This window comes from Roseateles hydrophilus (assembly GCF_026712245.1).
Classification (GTDB): domain Bacteria; phylum Pseudomonadota; class Gammaproteobacteria; order Burkholderiales; family Burkholderiaceae_C; genus Pelomonas; species Pelomonas hydrophilus.
The window spans coordinates 265,384-284,753 of record NZ_JAPPUY010000005.1; the positions used below are offsets into that span (position 1 = coordinate 265,384).

General features: G+C 66.1%; 17 protein-coding genes. 15 read left to right on the forward strand and 2 right to left on the reverse strand.

What is annotated here, in order from left to right; all coding sequences use genetic code 11:
• The first annotated feature begins 31 nt into the window (after positions 1-31).
• The 15 genes from NYO99_RS19125 (at position 32) to NYO99_RS19195 (ending at position 17,967) form a co-directional block, all read left to right on the forward strand.
• Positions 32-5,020: a DUF6531 domain-containing protein gene (locus tag NYO99_RS19125; protein ID WP_268168883.1), complete on the forward strand. Its 4,989-nt coding sequence runs from the start codon at positions 32-34 to the stop codon at positions 5,018-5,020.
• Positions 5,017-5,682, forward strand: coding sequence for a hypothetical protein (locus NYO99_RS19130; RefSeq protein ID WP_268168885.1), 666 nt, complete (start codon positions 5,017-5,019; stop codon positions 5,680-5,682). Before NYO99_RS19125 ends, NYO99_RS19130 begins: the two co-directional genes overlap by 4 nt.
• Positions 5,683-5,957: 275 nt before the next feature.
• Positions 5,958-6,635, forward strand: coding sequence for a GAD-like domain-containing protein (locus tag NYO99_RS19135; protein ID WP_268168886.1), 678 nt, complete (start codon positions 5,958-5,960; stop codon positions 6,633-6,635).
• A 172-nt stretch (positions 6,636-6,807) separates the two neighbouring features.
• Positions 6,808-9,021, forward strand: coding sequence for an RHS repeat-associated core domain-containing protein (locus NYO99_RS19140; protein WP_268168888.1), 2,214 nt, complete (start codon positions 6,808-6,810; stop codon positions 9,019-9,021).
• Positions 9,022-9,053: 32 nt separating this feature from the next.
• On the forward strand, positions 9,054-9,887 hold the full coding sequence (locus NYO99_RS19145; protein ID WP_268168890.1) for a hypothetical protein: 834 nt from the start codon (positions 9,054-9,056) through the stop codon (positions 9,885-9,887).
• A 301-nt stretch (positions 9,888-10,188) separates the two neighbouring features.
• Positions 10,189-10,314: a hypothetical protein gene (locus tag NYO99_RS19150; RefSeq protein WP_268168891.1), complete on the forward strand. Its 126-nt coding sequence runs from the start codon at positions 10,189-10,191 to the stop codon at positions 10,312-10,314.
• Positions 10,311-10,922 (forward strand): hypothetical protein, encoded by a 612-nt coding sequence (locus NYO99_RS19155; RefSeq protein ID WP_268168892.1) that lies wholly within the window; start codon positions 10,311-10,313, stop codon positions 10,920-10,922. The genes NYO99_RS19150 and NYO99_RS19155 overlap by 4 nt, the downstream gene beginning before the upstream one ends.
• 106 nt (positions 10,923-11,028) lie before the next feature.
• Positions 11,029-11,703 (forward strand): hypothetical protein, encoded by a 675-nt coding sequence (locus tag NYO99_RS19160; protein WP_268168893.1) that lies wholly within the window; start codon positions 11,029-11,031, stop codon positions 11,701-11,703.
• A 273-nt stretch (positions 11,704-11,976) separates the two neighbouring features.
• The gene (locus tag NYO99_RS19165; protein WP_268168894.1) at positions 11,977-12,903 is read left to right on the forward strand and encodes a TadE/TadG family type IV pilus assembly protein; all 927 of its coding nucleotides are present in this window, start codon (positions 11,977-11,979) and stop codon (positions 12,901-12,903) included.
• A complete protein-coding gene (locus NYO99_RS19170) occupies positions 12,894-14,507 on the forward strand; it encodes a polymorphic toxin-type HINT domain-containing protein (RefSeq protein ID WP_268168896.1) in 1,614 nt (537 codons plus the stop codon). Before NYO99_RS19165 ends, NYO99_RS19170 begins: the two co-directional genes overlap by 10 nt.
• Positions 14,507-15,916 carry a DUF6630 family protein gene (locus tag NYO99_RS19175; RefSeq protein WP_268168897.1) on the forward strand — a complete coding sequence of 470 codons (1,410 nt, stop codon included), beginning with the start codon at positions 14,507-14,509 and terminating at the stop codon, positions 15,914-15,916. The genes NYO99_RS19170 and NYO99_RS19175 overlap by 1 nt, the downstream gene beginning before the upstream one ends.
• A gap of 118 nt (positions 15,917-16,034) precedes the next feature.
• The gene (locus NYO99_RS19180; RefSeq protein ID WP_268168899.1) at positions 16,035-16,622 is read left to right on the forward strand and encodes a DUF1444 domain-containing protein; all 588 of its coding nucleotides are present in this window, start codon (positions 16,035-16,037) and stop codon (positions 16,620-16,622) included.
• Positions 16,619-16,822: a hypothetical protein gene (locus NYO99_RS19185; RefSeq protein ID WP_268168900.1), complete on the forward strand. Its 204-nt coding sequence runs from the start codon at positions 16,619-16,621 to the stop codon at positions 16,820-16,822. Before NYO99_RS19180 ends, NYO99_RS19185 begins: the two co-directional genes overlap by 4 nt.
• On the forward strand, positions 16,819-17,415 hold the full coding sequence (locus NYO99_RS19190) for a hypothetical protein (protein ID WP_268168902.1): 597 nt from the start codon (positions 16,819-16,821) through the stop codon (positions 17,413-17,415). Before NYO99_RS19185 ends, NYO99_RS19190 begins: the two co-directional genes overlap by 4 nt.
• A 57-nt stretch (positions 17,416-17,472) precedes the next feature.
• Positions 17,473-17,967 carry a hypothetical protein gene (locus NYO99_RS19195; RefSeq protein ID WP_268168903.1) on the forward strand — a complete coding sequence of 165 codons (495 nt, stop codon included), beginning with the start codon at positions 17,473-17,475 and terminating at the stop codon, positions 17,965-17,967.
• 20 nt (positions 17,968-17,987) lie between these two features.
• Here the strand turns inward: NYO99_RS19195 and dtd are convergent, their stop codons facing one another.
• Together dtd and NYO99_RS19205 are read right to left on the reverse strand one after the other, a co-directional pair.
• Positions 17,988-18,428 (reverse strand): D-aminoacyl-tRNA deacylase, encoded by a 441-nt coding sequence (dtd, locus tag NYO99_RS19200; RefSeq protein ID WP_268168904.1) that lies wholly within the window; start codon positions 18,426-18,428, stop codon positions 17,988-17,990.
• Positions 18,425-19,318, reverse strand: coding sequence for a cation diffusion facilitator family transporter (locus tag NYO99_RS19205; protein WP_268168905.1), 894 nt, complete (start codon positions 19,316-19,318; stop codon positions 18,425-18,427). The genes dtd and NYO99_RS19205 overlap by 4 nt, the downstream gene beginning before the upstream one ends.
• Positions 19,319-19,370 lie beyond the last annotated feature (52 nt).

Genomic DNA, 19,370 nt, shown 5'->3' on the forward strand with positions numbered 1-19,370 from the left:
CGCTGCCCGTGATCAACGACGGAACTCTCTGATGACCGCTAACTTCCTCTTGCTGTGGCGCCACGGCGGGCTGTGCCTGGCCCTGTGCCTGGCCTCGCTGCTGGCCCCCAGCAGCCCCGCCCGCGCGGCCCTGCTCAGCAGCCCGGCCGCCAGCTGCGACCCGACGATCGCCACCTGCGCGCCCGGAGGTGGCAGCAAGCCGCTGTGCGAGCTGCTGGGCACCTGCCCACCCGGCGGTGGTGGGGGCGGCGGTGGGCCAACCTGCCCCGCGCCGCCCGGCGGCGGCAGCCCCAGCTGTGGCGGCGCCGGCCCGGCCAGCGTGGGCGGCGGCGGCACGGGCGGGGTGTCGGTGGGCGGCGGCAACCCCATCAACCTGCTCAGCGGCAACAAGTACCAGGAAGAGACCGACCTCGCACCCCTGCCCGGCGTGCTGGGCCTGGAGCTCAAGCGCCACTACAACAGCCTGAGCAGCTACGCCGGGCTGGCCGGCGCGCAATGGGCCACCAGCTACGAGACCGTGCTGTACGACCTGGGCCACCAGGTGCAGATCGTGCAGGCCGACGGCCGGCGCATCACCCTGCAGCGTGGCGTGGGCGCCAACGCGCGGCTGTGCACCAGCCCGCAGCCGCAGGACGGCCAGGTGCGCATCGAAGGCGAGGGCGCCGAACGCGTCTTCCACTGGCGCTGGGGCGACGGGCGCACGCTGAGCTTCCGCAGCGTGGGCCCCATGCCCAGCAAGGGCTACCCGCTGCACAGCATCACGGCTGCCACTGGCGAGCGCGTGCAGCTGGCCTACAACCCGCTGGGCGACCTCAGCAGCATCACCGACCCGCAGGGCCGCAAGCTTGTGCTGGCTTATGGCAAGCCCCAGGCCGGCAAGCGCGCGCTGCTGCAAAGCCTGAGCACCCCGCTGGGCCAGATCCGCTACCGGCATGACGAGCTGGGCCGCCTGACCCACGTGATGCACACCGCGCCCGGCGTGGACAAGCCCCACCTGACACGGCTGTACCACTACGAGGCGGCCCACCAGGCCGGCAACGTCTTTGCGCTCACGGGCATCAGCGTGCAGGCGCCGGGCGAGCACAAGGGCGCGCCGCAGCGCCTGTCCACCTACGCCTACGAGACCAGCGGCCGGGCCATCCTGTCCACCAAGGGCCGCCCGCTGCAAAAGGGCGCGGACGGACAAGTGCTGCCCGGCACCGGCGTCGAGCAGATCACGCTGAACTACCTGCAGACGGCTACGGCCAACGAAGGCGCGCCAGACAAGACCGGCGAAGTGCAGCCCCGCCCGCAGAGCCAGGGCCGCGTGCAGCTCACCAACAGCCTGGGCCAGACCAGCACGCTGACCACCGCCGTCATCGGCGGGCAGCTGCGGCTGATTGAGTTCACCGGCGCGGGTTGCAGCACCTGCGGGCCGGTGAACCGGCGCTACGCCTACGGCACCGCGGGCCAGCTGCTGCGCAGCATCGCGCTCGACGCCCAGGGCCAGCCGCTGAGCGCTGAGCTGATCAGCCATGACCGCTGGGGGCGTCTGGCCCAACGCAGCCGCCAGGTCTACAGCCAGGGTAAGCCGGTGGGCGCGCCGCAATGGCTGCAGCGCTATGAGTACACCGACCTGCGCTACGCCGACGGCAGCATCGCCCTGGGCCAACAGCCCACGCGCATCACCCAGCCCAGCGTGATTGCAGGCAAAACCCGCAGCACCGAATTTGAGTACAACGACAAGGGTCAGGTCTTGCGCATCGGCGAGCGCGGCTGGAGCCCGGTGAATGAGCTGGGGCAGATGATTCCACAGGGCGTGGCACTCCAGCGGCAGCTCGAATTTGCCTACAAGACTGAGCGGGGCATCAGCGTCCTGACTCAGGAGCTTGAGCCCACGCAGAGATTTGATCCGTCCGGGGCGGAGGGGCAGTTGCCCGCGGCCGGACAGGAGCGGGCGGACATGCGAAACGCCGCTGAGAGGCAGCCGTTGGCGGAGGGGCAAGGAGCAGCCCAGATGTCAGAGCGAAGCGCCCCCAATCGACTTCATGTCGAGCGCGCAAGGGAAGGCTCGGTCGCTGAGCGAGAGTTGGCACTGCTGAGTCAAGGTGATTTGCAGGCTCAACGGCTGTTTGACGATCTGGGCCGCGTCGTGGCGATACGAAACCCTCAGCAGGGCTGGCGAACTGCGGTCTACAACGCTCGCAACCAGCTGACTGAAAGCCACGAACCCACAGGTGCCCGGCAGCAAGCCAGCTGGGATGAGGCTGGGCGTATCCACAAGCTGCTGCGCTTCGGGCCGGGTGCGAAGACCGCTTCGCAAACCTTGCGCTGGGTCTATCAGGCTGACAGGCTGGTGCTGGCCAGCATCACGGATAAGTTCGGGGAAAGGCGCAGCCGCTTCGAACACGATTCCGCCGGTCGGCTGCTTAAAGAATGGCTGGACATCTTGCCGGCCGGAGCCTTGCAGGCGGCGATGACCGAATCAGTCACGCTGGGAGTCGCCTACCAGCTGGACGCCAAAGGCCGAGTGCTGGCGCAAGTTTTCACAGACGCCAGCGGGGCGCAACTGCAGCTGACACGCACGCTGAGCCCTGAGGGGAAGATTCAGTCGATTCATTCGGCGTCCGCCCTGCCGCGATGGCTGGGCGGAGATGGCGCCGTCGTCACCGATGTGCAGTGGAGCCAACACGCTGGAGAATACTTCGCCACGTCGATCGCTCACGCCGACGGCAGCATCGACAAGTTTGCGCTGCGGGCCGAGATGGCAGCGAACCCACAAGCTTTGCAGGAGCCCAGTGCAGCTGCAACTGCGGCGGAAGTGCCGCACCAGGCAGCTACCCAGCGCCCCGGCCTCGAACATGATCCAAGCGGGCGCCCGCGTCGGTTCCAGACTGCCCAAGGCCTGCTCAGCTTGAGCTGGAACGCCGGCGGCCAGCTGGAGGGTATCCAGGGATCGCAAGACAGCAGCCTGCACATCTACGACGCACAAGGCCGGCGCGTCGCCAGACTTTCACAGGCCCCGGCTCGCGGCAGCAGGCTTGCGCTGTATTTCTACGAGGGCACTCGCCTCTTGGCTCAGACCGACGCGCGCGGGCGCGGCCAGCTCGCCTATGCCCATCTGGGCTACCGCCCGATTGCGCAGTTCCCCATGGACGGCAAGGCCTGGCATCAGCGATTGAAGGATTGGGCGTTTGGCGCGGAAGTTCGCCACATTCATACCGACGAGGTCGGCCAGGTCCTTGCTCTGAGCGGCAAGAACAAGCAGTTCGATGCCCAACGCGACCAACCTCTTCGCTATGTCGGTCAGATCGACGACGGCGACGACGGCGGCCTGCGCTACCACGGCGCACGATTCTTCGATCCGGTGTCTAGACAGTTCATCAGCCCGGACCCGCAAGGCGCGGCTGACTCTGTCATCGAAGTCGCGAGCAAAGAGCGCCTGAATCTCTATGCCTACGCCGGCGGAAGGCCCGACTACTTCTTTGACCCCGACGGCGCCGCTCGCATTCGATACTTCGCCATCACGACCGGCGCCAATGGGCAGGCCATTGGCACCAACCAAGGTTTCACTCAAGCACGCTGGGCCTTCATCGTGGACAACATCGCCAGCACCCCACTTGCCACTAACGCGTTGGCTCGCTTGCGCAACGAATACGCCAACAATGGCAAAGGCTTGCTGTTTGACGCGGGCGGCAACTTTTTGGGTGGCAACGCGAGCACGCGAACCTGGGACGCAGGCAACGGCACGGCTGCAGATTTCAGCGCACATTACGGCGCCGCAGCGATCAGCTTGGCCGAGTTCACCATCGACGACATGGACGACGCCGCCGCGACCCGCTTGATCGCCAGCTACATTCCGGCCGACTGGGCCACTTTGAATGAAGGCGCTTCCTGCCCTGACCGCGCCGGGCTGTTGCCGCCGATCAAATTCTTGCCGGGCGAAGCTGATATCCACGTGACAAGAAATGTGAACCCGGCAGTGGCCGGCATGACCGGTCGGCAAGCCAATGTGCAGCGCATTCTGAACTGCAACCGAGCATCGACGCTTGCTGTGACATACGCGAACGATGAAGAGCGCCGACGTATCGTCAAGTACGAAGCTGCGGCGGAATTGCAGGAAGGTCCCGCGCCATCGGCCATCTACCGCGATTGCAGCCGGAACAACGGCTGCAGAAGCGGTACCGCTATTGTGGTGAACGGCAACAGCTACTACGCCAGCTATGGCCGCACACAATTCATCGCCGAGACCTTTCTGCGCACCCTGAATGGGATGACTGGCACCCTGACGGCTGCAGAGCGCAGATCACTCAGGCTGGATCAAGAAGTGCGACTACCCAATGGTCGTATGGGCTCCATCGCGGACATGCTGGCGATTGCTCAACGTCGAGCCGACCGAGCAGCTCGAGCGTTTTCGAACTACCGGACCAGATTTGGAAGCGCCTTGCCTCTTGCCAATGCGACAGCTGCATGGAATCAACTGACTGCACCCCAGAGATCCGCATTTCAATCCGATACAGGACTAGGCCGCCAGGAATTCATTGATATGTTGATGTACCAAGTTGAAGGGCGCGCGAGAACGGAAAATGAGGGCAAGAACGCCTTCGGCACGGAGGCCGCCTTTCGGACTTTGGACGGGGATGGCGGTACCGCGTTTGGCGACTGGCTGCGCTGGCTGTACGCGAGTCAGGACGAATACAACTTCGTCTCTAAGACATTTCTGAAGAGCAACCTTGATACTGTGACACGTGCGCCGGCCATTGCAGCCAACTTTGTGAACGGTGAAGCAGTAGGCAGCGATGCGCATCGAAACAGGCAAAGGGTGATCGAGGATGAACTTGCGCGCCGAGTCGCCGTTCTTCACAACTCCGGGAGTGTTGTGAACGCCACCAGCGCTAACTTGACCGTGCCTGGCTACGTTCAGGACTATGTCAACGAGTTCACCTACTCTGCCGGGCGTGGCGACTGGCGTTCGCTACGGTGCAGTGATGAACTTGGCGCAAGCCCTGGTCTACAAATGAGGGAGTTGAGACTGAGATGAAGCACTGGACTGTTTTCCACATCGCGACCGCTGCTTTCCTGTTGCTGATCGGTCGTTTGCCGACCGCGCATGCGGACCCCACCGCGCCTGACGAGCGTCTGAGCATCACCGCACCGCCCTGTCGTACGCCCTCAGCGCCGCCACCGAGGCTTCCTGTTCGGGTCGAGTACGACGGCGCTGAAGTGCTCAGGTACGACTTCACCGGTGACGGCTGGTGCGACTTCGCCTACGCTGTGCCCTATCCCGTCAACAGCCAAATGAACTCTTACGCGCTGGACCAGCTCATGATGCTGGGACGAGCAAAGGGTTGGGCCCCCGTGCTGCATGGCAAGAAGTCGCACCTCCCGCCGATCAGTGAACTCTCAGATGAGATCTGGCCCTTGTTCCAAGTCTCTTTGAGCGGTGTCCGTTTGATCTATCCGAGGACCGGGGGAGCCCCGTATGTGCTTGGGCTGTACGCCTCCGGAGGCGTAGGAGACACGAACGGCAAAAGCTTGGTCCTGTTTGAAGGCCACTACTGCTCTGAGTACGTCACCGTGCATCGCTGGGAGGCGGAAATGGGCGCCTTTCGCCGCAGCGACGAAGCTACACGCGACCGGGTATTGGACTTCTATTACCAAGAGGTGGAGAAGCCCTGCCCTGGGTCCCGGCCGAAGCGCTGAAGCTCGAACGAACAGGCCGGCGGGAAGAACGCATCTGCAGCGCTACTCGTTGCTTGGCTCGCAGCTGCTTCACCCGCTAGCCACTGCCGGCGACACTTCGCCGGTCGAGTTCGAACGACGCTATTCCCAACGGCTCACGGGTGTCTAGGAAACCCGGGGCGATTCACTGTGGGCGCTGGCCACGGCGGTGCCCGCCTGAGTTTTGACCTGAAGATCTGTCCCAAAACGAAGTGAAGAGTGAGGAATAAGTGCGAGACGAACGATACGCGTTTCTGGTGAAGCGGCTTGGCGAGCCCACCATGCGGCAGGAAGTGCCGCAAGCCCTGATCGACAAGTACCGCGGCGAACTACCGGACTTACTGCTGGGCTACTGGCAAAGCGAAGGCTTCAACCAATTCCGCCACGGTTTGTACACCTCCATCAACCCCGACGCCTGGCAGGGCGTGGTGGACGAGTGGGTGGCCGGCACCGTGTTCGAGCAGTTTGGGCGCTTCTATGCCATCACACGCACGGCCTTTGGGAAGCTTTACCTGTTCAACCGCCAGATCGGGCGACTGACGATTGAGATAGCCTGCGGCGAGCTGAGTACGGGTTCGCTGAGTCAGGTACCTCCAGAGGATCTCTGGCTCGATGTTTCCGGCAGATTTAGCCCTCACCCGGATCACTGGGACATGCTCGACCACGAGGACAAATACCTCTTTGATCGCGCGCTCAAGAAGCTGGGCCCCTTGGCCATGGACGAGATGTACGGCTTTGAGCCCTCGCTGCTGCTGGGCGGGCCGGCCAAGCTGGAGAACCTAGCGAAGGTGGACGCCTACACGCACTGCGCGTTGCTGCGCCGCCTCATCGACAAGCCCTGGGTGCCTTTCACCGACATTGGCGAGGTGCTGGGTGTTGATACCGCTGAATTGGCCCGCCAGGCCATTGAGGAGCATCGGGCCAAAGGCGGCTGATGTGGACCGGGACGGTAAGGTCCGACGCAGGCCGTTTCAGGCCGCGGAATGGCCCACACTGGATGTCACGGCTTGACAGCATGGGCAGCTGCGGCTGATCGAGTTCACCGGGGCGGGCTGCAGCACCTGCGGGCCGGTCAATCGGCGCTATGGCTACAACGCGCAAGGCCGTTTGCTGCGCAGCATCGCCCTCGACGCCCAGGGACAACCGCTGGCCTGGCTGCCCACGCAGACCCTGGCCAGCGACATGACGCGTGACGGCGTGGATCAGCGCGAGGTGCGGCTGGGCAATGGCCTGGTGCAGACCTGGGAGCGCGGCAGCGAGGGCGCACTGGCCCGGCTGGTGTTGCGGGATCCACGCCAGGCCGAGCGATTGACGCAGGCCGAGGCGGACCGGCGTTTCGATCGCTTGATGCAGATGCCGAGCTTGGCCAGCGAGTTGCAAGCCGGCACCCAGCGCGTGCGGTACGCGGCGGGCACGCCCCGGTGGCTCGCGGCCCAGAGTGCTGCCGAGGCCGGCGCGCAAGCGGCCACCACGGCCCCCAGACCTGCCGTCACCCGCTACGACGCACAAGGCCAGCCCCTGGCCCTACAAGACTTGACCCTGAGCTGGGACGCGCTGGGGCGCCTGAGCAGCCTGAGCGATGCAAGGCGCGGCACCCAGGCGCACTACACCTACAACCACCGCGGCGAGCGCATCGCCAAGCGGGTGGGGCCACAGCACACCCAGTACCTCTATCAAGACCGCCGACTCAGCGCCGAGCTGGATGCGCAGGGCCGGCTGCAGCGGCAGTACCTGTACCTGGGCAAGCTGCCGCTGGCCGTGATCGACACGCCGCAGGGGCAGCACCTGAACGACGGGCGGGCATCCGTCTCGGCGGATCTGAGCCGGCTCTGGCAAGCCTGGTTCGGCAAGGCCGAGCAATTGATCTGGCTGCATGCCAACCACCTGGGCGCGGTCGAGCTGGCCACCGATGCAGCCGGCCACAGCCTGTGGCAAGGCCAGTACAACGCCCATGGTGCGCTGCTGGCTTCGCAAGGTGAGCTGGTCATGAACCTGCGCTTGCCCGGCCAGGTCTTCGACGCCGAGAGCGGCCTGCACTACAACGATCACCGCTACTACGACCCGCAGCGCGGCGAATACCTCAGCCCCGACCCGCTGGGCACACCGGACGGGCCCAACGCCTACAGCTATGTGCGCGGCAACCCGCTGCGCTACATCGACCCGGAAGGGTTGATCTTGTTTGCGTTTGATGGGACGGGGAACACGGACAACGCGGACGACCTGAAGGAGCTCGGCAACGGCCTGAGCAATATCGTCAAGTTTCGGGATCTGTACGACGCTGGCAATCGAAACTACGTGACGGGCGTCGGCACCCGCCATCGCGATGAAAAGTACGGCGACATCGCCTACGGCTCAGGCGATACGTCCAGTTGGGATATGGGCTTCAACAAGACTGGCCCCGCCCGCATCGAGCGCATGATCCAGTACCTCAACGACGAAGCCGACAGCGAGGCTGATGACGACAAAGCGCTGGACATCGACATCACCGGCTTCAGCCGCGGCGCCGCGCAGGCGCGCGACTTTGCCAACCGCATCGTCTCGGCCACCAAGGACGGGGTCTACAAGTACACGGTCAAGGTGGACGGCAAAGACGTGACGCATTGCCAGAAGCTGAACTTTCGGTTCATGGGGTTGTTCGACACGGTGCTCTCCACCAATCGCAGCGGCACGAGCTACCAGCTCGGAATCCCCGATGTGTTTGCTCATGTGTCGCAGGCTGTGGCGCTCAATGAGTACCGGGGCAAGTCGACACGCCGGCTGCCGGGCTCGGCCCTGGGGGCGTTTCCGCTGGAGTCGATCATGAACGAAGCGGCGTCGCCCATGCTGCCTGCGGGCAAGACGCGCACGGAGATGGGCTTTTTGGGGTCGCATGCGGACGTGGGGGGTGGGTTTGCTAAGGACAATGAGCTTGCGCAAGTCGTTTTGGCCTGGATGGTGGCGCAGGCCAATGCTGCGGGAGTCAAGATGAAGGAAGATGCGGAGAGCCTTTTGAGCGGCGTACCGGACAGTGCCGTGCTCCACGACAAGAGCGACAACCAGTACTGCTTGAGCGGCACACCCTGCAGTGAAGACCGAGAGGTCCGATACCAAGGCAGCGGCAAAACCAAGCAGCGCGATATGGCCTTCTCCGCCGGGATGGAGCACGCAGACACCCTCAAGTACATCAGCTACTACCCGGCCGATGGCAAGGATGCCGACGGCTTCCCCACGCGCGATCCCAAGGCGGACTTCTCGACTGGAAAGGTTGACGTCAAAGCCTACGTGGCTTGGATCAAAGCTCAGGAAAATGGATACAACTTTGCAGGAACATCTGGCAAATGAGGCGCGCAAACAATCCTGACCGACGCAACTTCTTGAACTCACTTGTCCTGCTGCCGTGGATTTCAGCCTGTCAGGCGCAGCGCACGCGCCCGCCGGAGTCGCCCGAACTGCGAGCCCAACGTCAGCGCGTCGGTGACGTGGCACTGCGGCTCGTCGTCGATGCCGTGCCGGGCGCGGAAATGGATGGGGTGGAGTTCTTTGCGGACGAGCAGGTTTGGCCCGTCTACCACAGTGCCGGGCTGTCGAGCAGGAATCGCAGCAAATACGACTTCCCGGGGCGGGTGCCGCTGAAGATCAGAGTGGTGTGGCGAAAGGACTTTCGGCTGAAGTCCCAACTCTCGCGAGGAAACTCATCTCGATATGACGAATACGGGCGGGACATGCTCAGCTCTGCCATGTACGTCACGGCCGTGGACAGCGAAGCCCAGGAAATCGCCAAACGGCAAGCCGTCTCCAAGAACACAGGCGTTCCACACTATGGTCCGTGGGGCAGCGACTACCGCGGTGAATTGGCTGGCGACTACACCGTCGACGTCGCCGCTCGCATCCCCGACGCCGTGCTGCAAGACCTTCGCCGCCAGCGCGGCAACCTGCGCCTGAAGTTCCGCCTCAAGCCCGACGGCGTGCTGTTCGGCTGGGATATCGAGCGCGGCGGCGGCGGCGTGTCCTTGTTCAGCCACGCGGGTGGCGACTTCCGGGAAACAGGAATTGCCTACGAATTGCCCGGCTACTCGACACCCGACTCGCCACAAGCGCAGGCCGCCTTGCATAGCGGCGAGTACTACTTGCCTCCCAAGTCCAAAATGATTTGGCGCAAAGGCTGGGAGGTCAAGCCTGACGGGAGCCGGGTCACCACCGACTACTGATGATCTTGGCGCGAGCGCCTGCTACTACGAAGGACGGGCAAGCCCGCCACCCACGTCACCCGCTGGCGCTACGAAGGCCGTCACCTGGTGGCCTTGGAGCATGCGGCGCAGTCTGAGCGCTACACGCATGACGCGCGCGGGCTGGTGCTGACGAGTACGGTGCTGCGCCCGGGCCTGCAGGCCCTGACCCGCTATGCCTACGACGAGGAAGGTCGCCTGCACTCGCAGACCCGTAAGCTCCCCCCAGAAGTAGACAGCCCGTAACTGGAGAATGCGGCCCGCCGAGAAGGAGGAGGCCGAGATGAGGCAGAGCAAGTTCAGCGAGAGCCAGATCGTGGCGATCCTGAAGGAAGGCGAGGCCGGTTACGCCGCGTGGCTGCACAAGAACCACTATGACTTGAACCTGATTGTGGGAGGCGGTTCATGAAGCACAGCGTGCTGTGTGTGCTCGCGGCGCTGGCGTGTGGTGCCTGCGCCAACGGCGGAGCGTCATCGCAGGGCCGGCGCATCGGAACCGGGTTGGTGGTTGAGTATGGGCTCGCCCATTCAGGCGTGGAGCCGAAGGCGGGCCTGCAAGCCATGTCCGACAAGGGCGCGCGACTCTTTGGGGGAATGATGGAAGGCTGGTACGGAGGGGCTAGCACCAATTCGTACATTGCCGGCCATCTGCCCGGCACCGTTCGCGTGACCTGGCGTACAGATACGGTGCCAGGGCAGCGCTTCACCACAGGCCGCGTCATCGGCGACTACCTCATTGAGGTGGACAAGCGGGTGCCTGACGAGGTCATCCGCTACGCCAATGCGGGCCCGGGCCGCGCGCTGCGGCTGGTGTTCCGCATCAAGGACGATGGCGTGTTGTTTGGGTGGGATGTGGAGGAGAAGTTCGGAGGCCTGCTGGTCAACACGATGCGTGGTGGAGATGTGCCGTGCTATGACATGCCACGTGCATCCAATGCCACTCCCACTTGCACGGAGGGCCCGCTGCAATCCGCACCTTGGTACAGCCCATTGGGGTTCAAGCGCGTCGCGCAGTGACTACAGTGGCCAGCGTCGGCGTAGCCGTGGCGACATGGGCCGGCGGAGGCTTTAGTTGCATGCATCCACTATGCCAAGCCGTACCTTGAATCGTTTTGTGCCCGACATGGACCGTGCCCACCCACCCATCACGTTGCTGCGCCACATGGTGGCCTGCATGCTGGCGCTGCTTGGCAGCGCCGCCCACGCCGGCTGCGCGCCGCCGCAGGAACCCAAGGGCGAACGCCTGTTCATGCAGAACGGCGCGGCCTTCCGCGCGCAGCTGTGCTGGCACCCGCAGGGCGACGTCGGCGCAGCCGGCGGCCGCTTGGCCGTGACGGTGTGGCGGGGAGAGCAGCGCGTCGCGCAGGTGAGCTTTCCGGTGGACATCGAAGGCACCGTGCGCGACATCCGGTTCGACCGCGCCAACTACGCGCTCAGCGCCCAGGCGGCAAGCTTTGGGGTGTTGGTGGACACCCGCCTGCGCGGCGCGGGCTTCGACCAGTACAGCACCGATCTGTGGTTGCTGGTGCTGGATGGCGGGCAGCTGGCGCGTGTGTTGGTGCAGAACATGGCCTGGGAGGCCTGGGGCACGCAGTGCGAGCCCGACTGCATCGACACCAGCAAGACCAAGTCCATCGTCGTCATCGGCGCGCAGAAGTCACCTCAAGGGATGAGCGAGCTGCGCGTGCGCACGCGCGGGTGGACCACGCCCTACGGCCAGGGCAGCCAGGCTGCGCAGCGCGTCGACGGCACGACACGCTACGTTTTCAACGGTGCGGTCTACGAGGCCAAGGACTGATGCCTGCGGGCGGCTGACGAACAAATCCCGGCGGGGCGATCGCCCGGGCAATGTGCCCGGGGCGCGTGCGCGACACGGCTGGTTACGTCGGTAACGCAAAACAGGCCGCACCCCCTGCTGTTCAAGGGCTTACCGATGGCGGGCAGCCTCTGCATCATCGCGCCGCGTTCGGCGTCAGTGCCGTTGTCGCCTCTGCAATGACGTGTGCTTGGTGTGTTAGCGGCTTGGCTGCGTGCTGGGCGTGCGCGGCTGCATCAGCCTCCTGCGACCTCCATGCCAGCTCCACTCGCCCTGCCTACACCCCTGCCGCTCGCTTCAACAGCATGCCGCCCTGGCCGCCCCCCGCATCGCCAGCGTGGGGCGGGCCTGGTGGAGAGCGTCATCGTGATGCCGACGCTGCTGTTCCTGGTGCTCGGCATCTGGCAGGCGGCGCTGGGCTACCAGGCCAAGAGCAGCGTGAACTACGCGACCTTCGAGGCGGCGCGGGCGGGGGCGGTGAACAACGCCAGCGTGAGCAGCATCAAGGCGGCGTTCAGCAAGGGCATGGTGGGCTACTACGGCGGCGGTCGCACCGTGGCGGAGCTGGCGGCGAGCTACGCGAGGGCCACGGCCGACACGGCAGTGGGCATGCGCGTGGAAGTGCTGTCGCCCACCAAGGAAAGCTTTGACGACTACGCCAGCCCTGCGCTCAAAGAAGCGCTGAAGGCCGGAGACCTGGTGATCCCCAACGTGGGCCTGGACGAGCTGCACTGCCCGCGCGACGTGCCCGGCTGCAAGAGCGACCCCAAGAGCAACGCCAGCGGGCAGACGCTGCAGGACGCCAACCTGCTGAAGCTGCGCATCACCTACGGCATCCCGAAAGACAAGCAGATGCCGCTGGTGGGGCGGTTCTACACCTGGGCGCTGAGCAAGCTGGGCGCCGGGGTGGGGGACGCGTTCAAGCTGGGGTTGATCGAGGCGGGGCGCATCCCAGTGGTGTCGCACGTGGTGGTGCGCATGCAGTCGGACGCCATCCGCAACACGGCGATGGTGAGCAGCCCAGGGCCGGGCAACGACGGCACGCCCACCGACCCGGGGCCCGCGCCCACGCCGCCCAAGCTGCCCACCTGCCCGTACTACGACCCGGCGTGCCGAGGGGGTGGCAAGCCGCCGACCGATCCGCCGACCGACCCGCCTGTGGAGGACCCGCCGTGCCTGTGAGCCGATTCGTGACGCCGGGGCCGCTGCGCGCGGCGCTGGTGTGGTGGCTGGTGCTGTCGCTGACCGCGCTGATGCTGCGGCCGGCCCCGTCGCAGGCGGCGCCGGCTGCGGCGCTGAGCGTGACGACGGCGCTGTGCCCGGACCCGGGCCAGTGCTTCGCGAACGTCGCGGCCCGCCAGGCCTGGGCCAAGAAGAACAACTGCCAGTTCCTGGAAGACGTCTGCGAGAAGACGCCGGCCAGCGAGGACAACAAGGGCGCCAAGCCCGAGGACCAGGGCTTCTGGTCGTCGTTGTGGGACGACGTCAGCGGCGCGCTGCAGTACGGCTACGAGTTCGGCAAGGGCTTGTTCGAGGGCATGAAGGGCCAGGTCACCGACCTGATCGACCTGATCAGCAACCCGGGCGAGGTGGTGTCGGGCCTCGTGGAGTTGGGCAAGGCCTTCTACAACGACCCCAAGGGCACGCTGAAAGTGCTGGGCGAACTGCTGGGGCAGGAGGCGGTTGACACCATCACGCGCGCCACCCAGTGCGGCGCGTACGACCTGGGCAAGGTGATTGGCAGCTACGTGAGCCCGGCTGTCGCGCTGAAGCTGGCCACGCGGCTGGGCAAGTACAGCGGCTCGGTGGCCAATGCCGTGAAGGGGCTCAAGAAGGACCTGGGCTGCGCCAGCTTTGCCGGCGGCACGCTGGTGCAACTGCCCACGGGCGCCGTGCCGATCGAGGGCGTGAGCCAGGGCGATGCGGTGCTGTCGCGCCATGACCGTTTCTGGACGGACGCGCCGCAGGCGGTTGAGCGCACCTTCGGCCGCGTGGCGCCGCGCTACCGCGAGTTGAAGACCGAGTTCGAGACCTTCCGCCTGACCGATGAGCACCCGCTGTGGGTGCAGGGCAAGGGCTGGACACCGGCGGAGGACGTGACCGACGAGGACGTGCTGGCGGCGCTGAATGGCGACGTGCTGGTGCTGTCCAACAAGCTCGTCAACGCGCCGCTGCGGGTCTACAACTTCAGCGTCGCGAGCACGTCGAACTACTTCGTCGGCGCGTCGGGGCTGTGGGCGCACAACGCCAAGTGCGATTTGACGCGCACCAAGGACATCACGGACACCAAGTACGGCCTGTTGTCGCCCACGCAGAAAGGATTTTTTGGAGAGTTGAAGACGCGCGAACTGCTCGAAGCCAAAGGCTACAGCCCCGTGTTGGCCGTGGGCAAGAACGATGGCGCCTTTGATGCTTGGCGCGGGCAGACCGGCATCGATGCGATCTACAAAGACAAGAATGGCAACTACGTTATCGTCGAATCCAAGGCCACGGGCGGTGTCAAACCCACCGATCCTTGTGGCACCAAAGGCGACCTGTGCACCGTCAAGAGCGGGGAGCGGCAAATGAGTGATGTGTGGCTGCGGCAGCGCATCAACGAACTCACCGCACCGCCGTTGGCACAGGCAGATTTGGACAAACTGAAGGTGGAGGCCATGAAAGACCCCATGACGCTCCAAAAGGTGTTGGCGCGCACCGACAAAGAGGGCAGCACCAGCTTTCACCAGATCAACAACAAAGGCATGACAGGCACCGACGTCGTGATCGGGAACGTATGGACCCCTTGATGTTTCACCCCCTTGAGTTGGCCATCAAGGACCGCCCGGTCGCCACCTTCAGAGACCCGCAGCCTGACCCGTGGCGCTATGCGGACGACTGGTTCTATGGCCAGAAAGCGGTGCTTGACGTGCAGGCATCGGATGCCGATTGGCGCAGCACGCAGGACGCGGCGAAGTTCATCGTCAGTATTTCCAACCCCATCAGGGGTCTCTTCGGGCGCTGGCGGCTGATGTATGCAGTGGGCGAGCCGCTGGACAAGCTGCTCGAGCAGATGCGCGCCGATTGGCCGCTGCTGGTGGCACTGCGCGACTTTGCCCAGCAGCGCTGTCAGGAGCTGGGCGTCGCCGATCGGGACATGTACGGCGTGGACGTCTGGCACATCCGCTACGGCCTGGCGCTGTGGTTGTTGCTGGAAGACGATGTGGCGCGTGTGCGCGCGGTGTTGTCTGTGTGTTGCCCACGCGCACAGCAGCCCCGGTTTCACTACGAACGGTTTGCCGTGCTCGATGCGCTCTACGACGCGTTTCTGCCGGACGGCCTGCCGCCGCCTGCGCAACATGACAAGCCCTGCTGGGTGGGGTGGAACAAGTTGGCCCAAGCCCTGGGCGGTGAGCGTGCCCAACAACAGGCGGGCATCGAGCGCTACATGGCGCGCTGGAACGAGATGATGAAACCCCTGGGGTGGAAGGCCCAGCGGCGCTATCCGCTGCGCGATGCGCAGGGGCGGGTCACCGAACATGCCTGCACCTACCCCGGCACGTTCATGCACTTCGCCACCGAAGCTGCGCTGGCCGTGTGCGCGCTGGACCTGGACGACAGCGCATTCGGTGAGCACCCCTACTACCCCAGAGACTTGGTGGCTCACTACCGCCGCCATGTGCGCGTGCAGCGCGATGGCTGGCGCGCGGAGGGTGCTGCGCTGCGACGGCCGGTGCCGGTGCCGCCGCCGCCCCGGAAGATCAATCTGCACAGCAGCAAGTCCAAGGGCGTCAAGCGATGGTTGGAGCTGGTAGCCGATGGCAACTGCGACACGGTGGAACAGGCGATGCAGGAGGTCGGCCGCGCGCGCAGCTTGAAGACCCAGCTGTGGACGGCGCTGGGCGCGCTGCGCGAAGGCAATGCCGCCGCATGCGCCGACATCAAGGACGACACCGAGCTGGAGAGCCAGATCGACGCCATGCTCGACGAGCGTGGCCTGCAGGGCTTTGACGCCAGCGGCCTGCCCGGTGCTGGCGCACAGCGTTGCGAGGCTTTGATGCAAGCGCTGCAAGCATGGCTGTCGACCCAGCCCTATGCGCTGCTGCAACCGCCCCAGGATGCCGATGCCTGGGTGGGCTGGCTGGTAGCGCGCGAGCACATGAGCGAGTACCTGAGCCTGAGCGACGCCCTGGGCGTGCGCCATGGCGGCGAGGTGTGAGCGCCGATGCTGGTTCTGAGACGACCACGCCACCATTCCCGACGGCGGCCTTCGCTGCAAGGCCTTCACCGGGGTTCGACAGCCGATTGCCACCGCCGGCGCTGACCACATACGCACCATGACCGACGATCTCTACCGCCCTGAGCGGCTCACGCTGCGGGTGAAACACCGCGACTTGCTGGGCACGCTGCGCCAGCACGGCGTGCCCGACGAGCAGCTGCCCGTCACGGCACCGCTGTGCGGTGACCTGTTGCTGAGCTATGCGTTCGAGCAGCCTGAGCACTTCGTGATGGCCACGCCGCCGCTGCTGGCCCAGGCCGGGGTGTCGACGGCCGACATCCGGGCGCTGGCCCTGGCCAACTTCAAGGGGCGCTTCACGGCCCAGCTGGTGCGCACGGGCGTGCACGACGGGGTGTTCGCGGTGCGCACTGGCGGCGAGTTGGAGGCGGTGCTGCTGGCCTTCGACGGTTTCTGGCAGCACCACGTCAGCCGCGAGATTGGCCCCGTGACGCAGGTGTGCGCGCCTCGGCGCGACGTGCTGCTGATTGCCGACCCCGGCGTGCCCGGCGCGTTGGCGGCGCTGCGGGTCGAGGCCGCCCGCGTGTTCCACGCCAGCACCGACGCGCATGCGCTGTCGCTGCAGTGCATGCAGTGGGCGCCAGCAGGCTGGCAGCTGGCGCAGCTGGCCACGGAGGCGGTGGCATGAGCTTCAGTTTTGTCCTGGGCAACCTGGTGGGCCGTGCGCTGGTGAGCTATCTGCTCGTGTGGCTGGTCTGCTGGTGCAGCTGCCGGTTCAAGGCGGGCGAGGCGTTCAGGCGCAGCGTGCGCTGGTACAGCCTGCTGGCCGTGGCAGCGTTGGCGCTGTTGGGGCTGGGCGCTGCCGTGTCCGGCGGAGCCGCGCGATGACGGCCGCGCTGACGCCGGGCGGGCACAGCCGCCGCGCGCTGTGCATGGCGGCGCTGGCTGCCTGGGCGCCGTGCAGCCCGGCGCAGGCACCGGCGGCGCCCGCACGCCGGCTGCGCGAGATGCAGATCTTCGAGGTCCGCGAGCTGGGGCTGGCCGTCTGGGTGGAGAACCAGCCGCCGTGGGAGGCGCGCCTCATCCAGGACCGGGGCCGGCCGCTGTTCGTGGCCGAAAGCCCGAACCGTCACCACCCGCCCATGGCGATGACCTTCTCCAGCTGGCCCGAGCAGCGCGTGGCGCCCGGCGAGATGCTGGCCGTGGCCACCAGCGCCATCCGGCGCGCCAGCGAGAACTTCGGCCTGGCGCCCGGCCAGGCACGGGGTATCGCCGCGCGGGCCGCCAGCCACGGCGTGCTGAGCGGCGCCGAGGGGCGCTTCGCCGGCCGCGTCGATGGCGTGCTGATGGATGTGGTGGTGTTCGTGGGCCAGGCGCCCGGGCGCTTTCCGGTGGCGCTCAGCCTCTACACCATCGCCGGCAAGATGCCGCATGCCAGTGAGGTGCTGCGGCGGAGTTGGGGGCGGTTGAGCTACCTGTGAGATCGCCGGGCTGCAGATGCAGCGAGCGCCCGTCACCACCGCCGCCCAGTCAACAGCGTGTCCAGTCACTACACCCTTCATCTCTCGATCGAGCTGACCCAGCCTGTCGACCCGCAGGCGGACGCGACGCTGCGTTACCTGGTCGAGGGTGATGGGCCGGCGCCCGACGCCTGGCCGGAACATGCCTTCTTCGCGATGGAGCGCGTCAGCATGGACCTGCATCCGCTGCCGCAGGTTTATGGGGCGTTCCAGCCCGGCGACTGGGTGGCCGCGTACTGGCAGGACGCGATCGGCCCACGGGCGGGTGTCACGCTGAAGTTGCCGGGCTTCAAGGACCTGCAGGGCTGGTACGAGGCGCTGGCGTTTGCTGATTGGCTCTGTAGCCTGGCGAGCGGTGACGGCTTCGTCGGTTATCTCCAGGACGAGCAAAGCCGGTCTGCCAAGTCGCTGCTCTGTGTGCGCGGCCAGGCTTTGTACCTGCGGGATGAGAGCCACGCGTCGGATCACTGGTTCTGCCTCAGAACCGGCGAGCCCCTGACGCCGCCGCACTGAACGCGGCCGGGCGGCTGCCGTCAACCGATGCGCATCGGGATCGTCACCGGCCCGTCGTTGACGAGGTGCACCTGCATGTCGGCGCCGAACTCGCCGCACGCCACGTGGGCGTGATGCTGGCGAGCGCAGGCCAGCGTGTGTTCGTACAGGCGGCGGCCCTGTTCGGCCGGCGCGGCGCCGGTGAAGCTGGGCCGGTTGCCGCCGCTGGTGTCGGCTGCCAGCGTGAACTGGCTGACGATGAGCAGGCCGCCACCCGTATCCTGCAGGCTGCGGTTCATCTTGCCGGCCTCGTCGCTGAAGACGCGCAGCTTCAGCACCTTGGCGATCAGCTTCTCGGCCGTGGCCTCGGTGTCGCCAGGCTCGGCGCAGACGAGCATCAGGAAGCCGGGGCCGATCTGTCCCGTCACGCGGCCGGCAACTTCCACGCGCGCCTCTCGCACGCGTTGCAACACGGTGATCACATCAAGTCCTTGGGGTCGTCGAAATGCGCTTCCACGTCGGTGGGCAGCAGCTGGATGGTGGCGCGCAGGCCGGGCACGGCCTGCATCAGCGCTTGTTCCAGGGCGTTGCGCTGCTCGGCGGCACGGCCCAGCGACCAGGTGGCCGGCATGTGCATGTGCAGGTCGATGAAGCGGCGCTGCCCGGCCTCGCGGCTGACGATGTGGTCGAAGCGCACGGTGCCCGGCTCGCGAAAGCGCGCCAGCACGGCCTCGATGCGCGCCATCGATTCGGCGTCCAGGGCAGCGTCCATCAGCCCCTGACTGGACTGGCGGATCAGGTGCACGCCTTCGCGCAGGATGTTGAGCGCGACGACGACAGCCAGCAGCGGGTCCAGCCAGTGCCAGCCGGTGGCCATCACGCCGATCAGGCCGGCCACGACGCCGGCCGAGGTCCAGACGTCGGTGAACAGGTGCCGCGCGTCGCCTTCCAGCGCCACCGAGCGCACCTCGCGTGCCTTGCGCAGCATGGCCCAGGCCATCAGGCCGTTCAGCGTGGAGCTGACGATGGCCAGCCCCACACCCAGGCCGATGGCCTCCAGCGGCTCGGGGTGGCGCCAGCGGTCCATCGCACCCCACAGGATGCCTAGCGCCGCCGCGATGATGAGGATGCCCTCGAAGCCGCTGGAGAAGTACTCAGCCTTGTGGTGGCCGTAGGGGTGCTCCTCGTCGGGCGGCTGGGCGGCCAGCGTCACCATGGCCAGCGCGAACATGGCGCCGGCCAGGTTGACGAGCGACTCCAGCGCGTCGGCGGCCAGGCTGACCGAGCCGGTCCACCACCAGGCCGCCGTCTTCAGCGCAATGGTGGCGACCGCGGTGGCCACGGAGAGCTTGAGGTAACTGCGCGCTTGCATGCCGGTATTGTCGGGCCCGGTCAGGTGAGAAATACCGCGGGCGCAGCGAGGC